This window comes from Stenotrophomonas sp. HITSZ_GD (genome assembly GCF_029543105.1).
In the GTDB taxonomy this organism is placed as follows: domain Bacteria; phylum Pseudomonadota; class Gammaproteobacteria; order Xanthomonadales; family Xanthomonadaceae; genus Stenotrophomonas_A.
The window spans coordinates 1-6047 of sequence record NZ_JARQXB010000032.1; the positions used below are offsets into that span (position 1 = coordinate 1).

A 6047-nucleotide genomic window follows, 5' to 3' on the forward strand; every position below is an offset into this window, starting at 1 on the left:
TCGCCTACGAGCCCCCATGGATGGGTTCACGGCGTGTCCCGAAAGGGCCCAGCCCCCGCAGGCCGTGCACAAAAACCTAAACAGCCGACCCACATCGAAGGCCAACAAACCCAAAAAAACCCACGCAGACAAACAAAAAGGGCGGCCAACGGCCGCCCCACAAAAAAAACCCCCTTCCCCTCACCCACCCCGAGCCGCAATCTCCGCCAGCGCAGCCGCCGTCACCGGATCACGCACCTCGCCCCCCTGCCCCTGCAACGCAGGCAGCAACTGGCTGGCGAGCTGCTTACCCAGCTCCACCCCGAACTGGTCGAACGCATTGATCCCCCACATCACCGACTGCACGTACACGCTGTGTTCGTACATCGAGATCAGCGCACCCAGCGCCTGCGGGGTCAAACGATCGAACAGCACCAGCGTGCTCGGCCGGCCACCGGGATAGTCCCGCGCCGGATCCTCGCTCCCCTGCCCGTTCGCCAACGCCTCGGTCTGCGCCAGCAGGTTGGCCAGCAGCGCCTGGTGGTTCACCGCGTACGGATCATCGTTGTTCACCGTGCCGATGAAATCGGCCGGCACCACGCTGGTGCCCTGGTGCAGCGCCTGGAAGAAGCTGTGCTGCACATCCGTGCCCGCACCGCCCCACCACACCGCCACCGTGTCGCTGTCCACCGGGCTGCCGTCGAGCTTCACCCGCTTGCCCAGGCTTTCCATGATCAGCTGCTGCAGGTAAGCCGGCAGCAGCGCCAGGCGCTGGTCGTAGGTCATCACCGCGTTGGTCGCATGGCCCAGCAGGTTGCGGTTCCACACCGCGGTCAAACCGTGCAGCACCGCCACGTTGTCGGGCAGCGGCGTGCCCAGCACATGCGCATCGAATTCCGCCGCGCCGGCCAGCAACTGCTCGAAACGCTCGAAACCGATCGCCAGCGCGATCGGGAAGCCCACCGCCGACCACAGCGAATAACGCCCGCCCACCCAGTCCCACATCGGCAGCACGCGGCCGGCGGCGATGTCGAAGGCCTTGGCCGCGCGCTCCGGGTTGGCGCTCACCGCGTACAGCCGCTCGCTGCCGCCCAGCCAGTCGCGCAGGATCTGCCCGTTGAGCAGCGTCTCCTGCGTGCCGAAGGTCTTGGAAATCAGGATGCCGGCGGTCCGGGCCGGGTCCAGCGTGGCCAGCGTGCGCTGCATCGCCGCGCCATCGACGTTGGAGACGAAGTGCACGCGGAAGCGCGCGCCCTCCACCGGGCGCAACGCGTCGGCCACCAGGCGCGGACCCAGGTCCGAACCGCCGATGCCGACGCTGACGATATCCGTCACGTCCGTGCGCGCCAGCGCGTCGATCAACTCGCGCATGTGCCCGCGCACCTCGGCGGCGGTGCGGTACGCCTCCTGGGCCACCGGGGCATCGGTCAGGTTGCCGCGCAGGGCCGTGTGCAGGGCCGCGCGACCCTCGGTCACGTTGACCTGCTCGCCACGGAACAGCCGCTGGAAGGCCTGCGCCAGCCCGCGCTGCTCGGCCAGGGCCAGCAGCGCCTGCAACGCGGCGTCATCGTATTTCTGCCGCGCGAAGTTGAAGTACAACGGACCGACCCGTTTCGCATACCGCGCCGGCCGGCCGGTCTCGGCGGCGAGCAGATCGGGAATGGACGCCCCGCGCAGGCGCTGGGCGTGGGAGTGCAGCGAGTCGAATCCGTTGGACTGTGTCATGCGGCCTGTGTGGGGATGCTGTGGTTGGTGTGGGTGATCTTGTTCTGCCCGTCCACGTACACCAGGTCGGGCTGGAACGTCTCGGCTTCCTCGGCGCTCAGGCCCACGAAGGCGGCGATGATGACCAGGTCGCCGACCTGCACGTGGCGCGCGGCGCCGCCGTTGAGCGAGATGACGCCGCTGCCGGCCTCCGCGCGGATCGCGTAGGTGGTGAAGCGGCTGCCGTTGGTCACGTCCCAGATGTGCACCTGCTCGAACTCGCGGATGCCGCTGGCCTGCAGCAGCAGGTCGTCGATGGCGATGGAGCCTTCGTAGTTGAGCTCCGAATGGGTGACGGTGGCGCGATGGATCTTGGCTTTCAGCAGGGACAGTTGCATGGGGGCGTAGCTACGGCACGTAGGAAAGGCGGAAAGTTTAGCGGCCGGGGACCGCGAAAGGTGAAACCGGGCCCTGTGGGGGCCCGGTCGTTCAGAACTCGAGGTTGTCGATCAGCCGGGTACGCCCCAGTTTGGCCGCCACCAGCGCCACACGCGGGCCGGCGTAGGCGTCGTCCGGCTCGGTCAACGCCGGGGTGCGTACCACCACGTAATCCACCTGGAAGCCGGCCGCCTCCAGCTGCGCGGTGGCGGCCGCTTCGGCGGTGGCCCGCGCGGTACCGGCCAGGCAGGCGTCGCGCAGCGCGACCAGCGTCTTGCGGATTTCCGCCGCCACCGGGCGCTCTTCGCCAGAGAGGTACTGGTTGCGCGAACTCATCGCCAGCCCATCCTGCTCGCGCACGATGCCGCCGCCGAGGATCTCGATCGGGAACGCCAGGTCGCTGACCATCTGCCGGATCACCGCCAGCTGCTGGTAGTCCTTCTTGCCGAAGGCCGCCACGTCCGGCTGAGCCTGGTTGAACAGCCGCGCCACCACCGTGCACACACCATCGAAGTGGCCCGGGCGGCAGGCGCCCTCCAGCACGTCGCTCACGCCCGGGGCGTGCATGCGCATCGCCAGCTCCGTGCCCAGCGGATACATCGTCTCCACGCTCGGCAGCCACAGCACGTCGCAGCCGGCATCCTGCAGGCCGCGCATGTCTGCCTCGGGCGTGCGCGGGTAGCGGGCGAAATCCTCGTTCGGGCCGAACTGGGTCGGGTTGACGAATACGCTGGAGACCACGCGGTCGGCGTACTGCCGGGCCAGCATCACCAGCGAGAAGTGGCCGGCGTGCAGGTTGCCCATGGTGGGCACCAGCGCCACGCGCAGGCCCTGGCGCTTCCAGCCGGTGACGAGTTCGCGCAGGCGCGCCAGTTCGGTAACGGTTTCGATCATGAGGCGTAGGCGTGCTCTGCGTCGGGGAAGCTGCCATCGCGCACCGCGGCGGCATAGGCGCGCACTGCGCCCGCCACCGAGCCGCCTTCGGCGAGGAAGTCCTTCACGAATTTCGGCCGGCGGTGGCCGCTGTCCAGACCGAGGAAATCGTGCAGCACCAGCACCTGGCCATCGCAGCCGGGGCCGGCCCCGATGCCGATCGTCGGGATCGACAGCTCGGCGGTGATCTGCGCGGCCAGCGGCGACGGCACGCATTCGAGCACCAGCAGCGAGGCACCGGCCTCGGCGACGGCACGGGCCTCGGCGCGCAGGCGCTCGCCCGCTTCGCCGCGGCCCTGCACCTTGTAGCCGCCGAAGCGCAGCACCGATTGCGGGGTCAGGCCCAGGTGCGAGCACACCGGGATCTCGCGTTCCACCAGGTAGCGGATGACGTCCAGCTTGTGCCCGGCGCCTTCGATCTTGACCATCTCCGCGCCAGCCTGCAGCAGGCGGGTGGCGGCGTCGAGCGCGCGCTCGGGGGTGGCGTCAGCCTGGAAGGACAGATCGCTCACCAGCAGCGCGCGCGACAGGCCGCGGGCCACGATGGTGGTGTGGTAGACCATGTCGTCGGTGGTCACCGGCAAGGTCGAATCCTGGCCCTGGACCACCATGCCCAGCGAGTCGCCGACCAGGATCAGGTCCACGCCGTGGGCGTCGAAAGTGCGGGCGAACCCGGCGTCGTAGGCGGTCAGCATGACCAGCTTGCGGCCATCGCGCTTGGCATCGGCCAGCGCGGGCACCGTCCAGGGCTTGCTGTCGGCGTGGGTACTCATGAGCTCATGACGTGGGGTGATGAGCCGCGCATTATCTACCCAATCGGCGCCAATCCGCCGGTTTCCACCGCGGCCAGCGCGGCCTGCACCGTTCCATGGCCCGGAATGACCGCCTGCGGGGCGATTTCGGCCAGCGGCAGCAGGGCGAACGCGCGCTCGTGCAGGTGCGGGTGCGGCACCTTCAGGCGCGGGGTATCGATGACCTGCTCGTCGTAGAGCAGCACGTCCAGGTCCAGCGTGCGCGGGCCCCAGCGCTCGCCGTCGGGGCGCTCACGCCCGTGCCGGCGCTCCAGCTCGAGCAGGGCATCGAGCAGCGCCTCCGGGGCCAGCGTGGTCTGCACGGTGGCGGCGGCATTGACGAAGGCCGGCTGGTCGAGCCGGCCCCAGGCCGGCGTGCGGTACAGCCGCGAGGCGGCCACGCAGCGCGTGCCGGGCAAGCCGTCGAGCGCGCGCAAGGCCTGGCGCACGGTCGCCTCGGCGTCGCCGAGGTTGCCGCCCAGGCCGATGTGGGCAATGTGGGCCACGCTCAGTCGGCGCTGGCTTCCGCGCCGGCACCCTCGCCGCCCGGGCGACGCCGGCGGCGCCGCCGCTTGCGCGGGGCGCCGTCCTCGGCCCCCTCGTCCTGCGGCGCATCCTCGTGCGAAGCCACTTCATGGCCGGAGGTCTGCAGGGTGTCGCGCCAGAACGCGATATCCACCGCGTGGTCGGCCGAGGCCGTTTGCCGCAGCACGAGGAAATCGAACGCCGCGCGGAAGCGCGGGTGCGACAGCGTGCGGAACACCCGCTTGCGCTGGCGCGAGGAGAAGCGCGACTGCAGCAGCCAGATCTCCTGCATCGGAAGGGAGAACCGGCGCGGCAGGGCCACCCGTTCGAGTTGGTGCAGGGTGACGCGGTCGGCGGCGCGTCGTTGCGCTTCCTCTGCGTGCACGCCCTGCGCCTGCAGGCCGATCAGCGTCTTGCAGAACGCCGGCCACAGCAGCAGCGCGAACAGGAACGCCGGCGATACCGGCTCGTCGTTGGCCACGCGCGCATCGGTATTGCGCAGGCCTTCGATGAGCATGCGGCGCAGCGCGCCGCTGCGGTTGCTGCGCAGCGCCGCCCCGCTTTCCGGGAACAGCGTGGCGAACAGGCCGTAGTGCTCCAGGCCTTCGAAACTGGCCACGGCGTGGCCGGAGAGGAACAGCTTGAGGATTTCCTCGAACAACCGGGCCGGCGCCGCCTCGCCCAGCAGGCCGGCCAGCCGCGGAATCGGGTTGGCGGTGGCCTCGTCGATGCTGAAACCGAGCTTGGCCGCCAGGCGCACCGCGCGCAGCATGCGCACCGGGTCCTCGCGGTAGCGCTGCTCGGGGTCGCCGATCAGCTTCATCACCCGCGCCTGCACGTCCTCGAAGCCGCCGACGTAATCGCGCACCGAGAAGTCCTCGATCGCGTAGTACAGCGCGTTGCAGGTGAAGTCGCGGCGGATCGCATCGTCCTCGATCGAGCCGTAGACGTTGTCGCGCACCAGCCTGCCGTTCTCCATCTCGCGATCGCCGCTGCCGTCGTCGCTGTTGGCGCGGAAGGTGGCGACCTCGATGATCTCGCGGCCGAACACCACGTGCGCCAGGCGGAAACGGCGGCCGATGAGGCGGCAGTTGCGGAACAGCGACTTGACCTGCTCGGGCGTGGCGTCGGTGGCCACGTCGAAGTCCTTCGGGTGGCCGCCGACCAGCAGGTCGCGCACCGCGCCACCGACCAGGTAGGCGCCGAAGCCGGCTTCGCGCAGGCGATAGAGCACGCGCAGCGCGTTCGGGCTGATGTCCCGGCGCGAGATGTTGTGCTGGTCACGCGGGATGACGCGCAGGGTGAACGATGATGTAACTGGCGTTTCGATGTCGGCGGTTCCCAGGAGCGAAACAGGATTGCGATGAGGCGATCAGCTCTCTATACTAGCGCGCTCGGCTGGACACGGCCAGAAACGCTCCCTTCGTCTAGTGGTTAGGACGTGGCCCTCTCAAGGCTAAAACAGGGGTTCGAGTCCCCTAGGGAGCGCCAGCATTACGCAAAAAAGCCCGCGAAAGCGGGCTTTTTTGCGTAATGCTGGCGCGCGAAGCCAGCCTCGCAGGCTTCGCCCCCCCCGCGCCCAACCCCCCGGGGGCCCCCCCCCCCCCCCCCCCAAACCCCCCCCCCCGGGCGCGCCCCCCCTAAACAAACGGGGCGTCGCTCCCAACAAAAACGCGG

Annotated in this window: 6 protein-coding genes and 1 tRNA gene; 1 reads left to right on the forward strand and 6 read right to left on the reverse strand. The window is 69.5% G+C overall.

The features are described from left to right. Positions 1-180: 180 nt before the first annotated feature. The 6 genes from pgi to pcnB form a co-directional block, all read right to left on the reverse strand. Positions 181-1704, reverse strand: coding sequence for a glucose-6-phosphate isomerase (gene pgi, locus P6166_RS17250; protein WP_277765664.1), 1524 nt, complete (start codon positions 1702-1704; stop codon positions 181-183). Beyond that, positions 1701-2081 carry an aspartate 1-decarboxylase gene (gene panD, locus P6166_RS17255; RefSeq protein ID WP_277765665.1) on the reverse strand — a complete coding sequence of 127 codons (381 nt, stop codon included), beginning with the start codon at positions 2079-2081 and terminating at the stop codon, positions 1701-1703. The genes pgi and panD overlap by 4 nt, the downstream gene beginning before the upstream one ends. A 91-nt stretch (positions 2082-2172) precedes the next feature. Then, entirely contained in the window at positions 2173-3015 is an 843-nt protein-coding gene (gene panC, locus P6166_RS17260) for a pantoate--beta-alanine ligase (protein ID WP_277765666.1), read from the reverse strand. Next, the gene (gene panB / locus P6166_RS17265) at positions 3012-3827 is read right to left on the reverse strand and encodes a 3-methyl-2-oxobutanoate hydroxymethyltransferase (RefSeq protein WP_277765667.1); all 816 of its coding nucleotides are present in this window, start codon (positions 3825-3827) and stop codon (positions 3012-3014) included. Before panB ends, panC begins: the two co-directional genes overlap by 4 nt. Before the next feature lie 35 nt (positions 3828-3862). Further along, positions 3863-4351: a 2-amino-4-hydroxy-6-hydroxymethyldihydropteridine diphosphokinase gene (folK, locus tag P6166_RS17270; RefSeq protein ID WP_277765668.1), complete on the reverse strand. Its 489-nt coding sequence runs from the start codon at positions 4349-4351 to the stop codon at positions 3863-3865. A gap of 2 nt (positions 4352-4353) precedes the next feature. Then, the gene (gene pcnB / locus P6166_RS17275) at positions 4354-5715 is read right to left on the reverse strand and encodes a polynucleotide adenylyltransferase PcnB (RefSeq protein ID WP_277765669.1); all 1362 of its coding nucleotides are present in this window, start codon (positions 5713-5715) and stop codon (positions 4354-4356) included. Between the two features lie 71 nt (positions 5716-5786). Between pcnB and P6166_RS17280 the strand changes: the two genes are divergently transcribed. Beyond that, positions 5787-5861, forward strand: a tRNA-Glu gene (locus P6166_RS17280). Positions 5862-6047 lie beyond the last annotated feature (186 nt).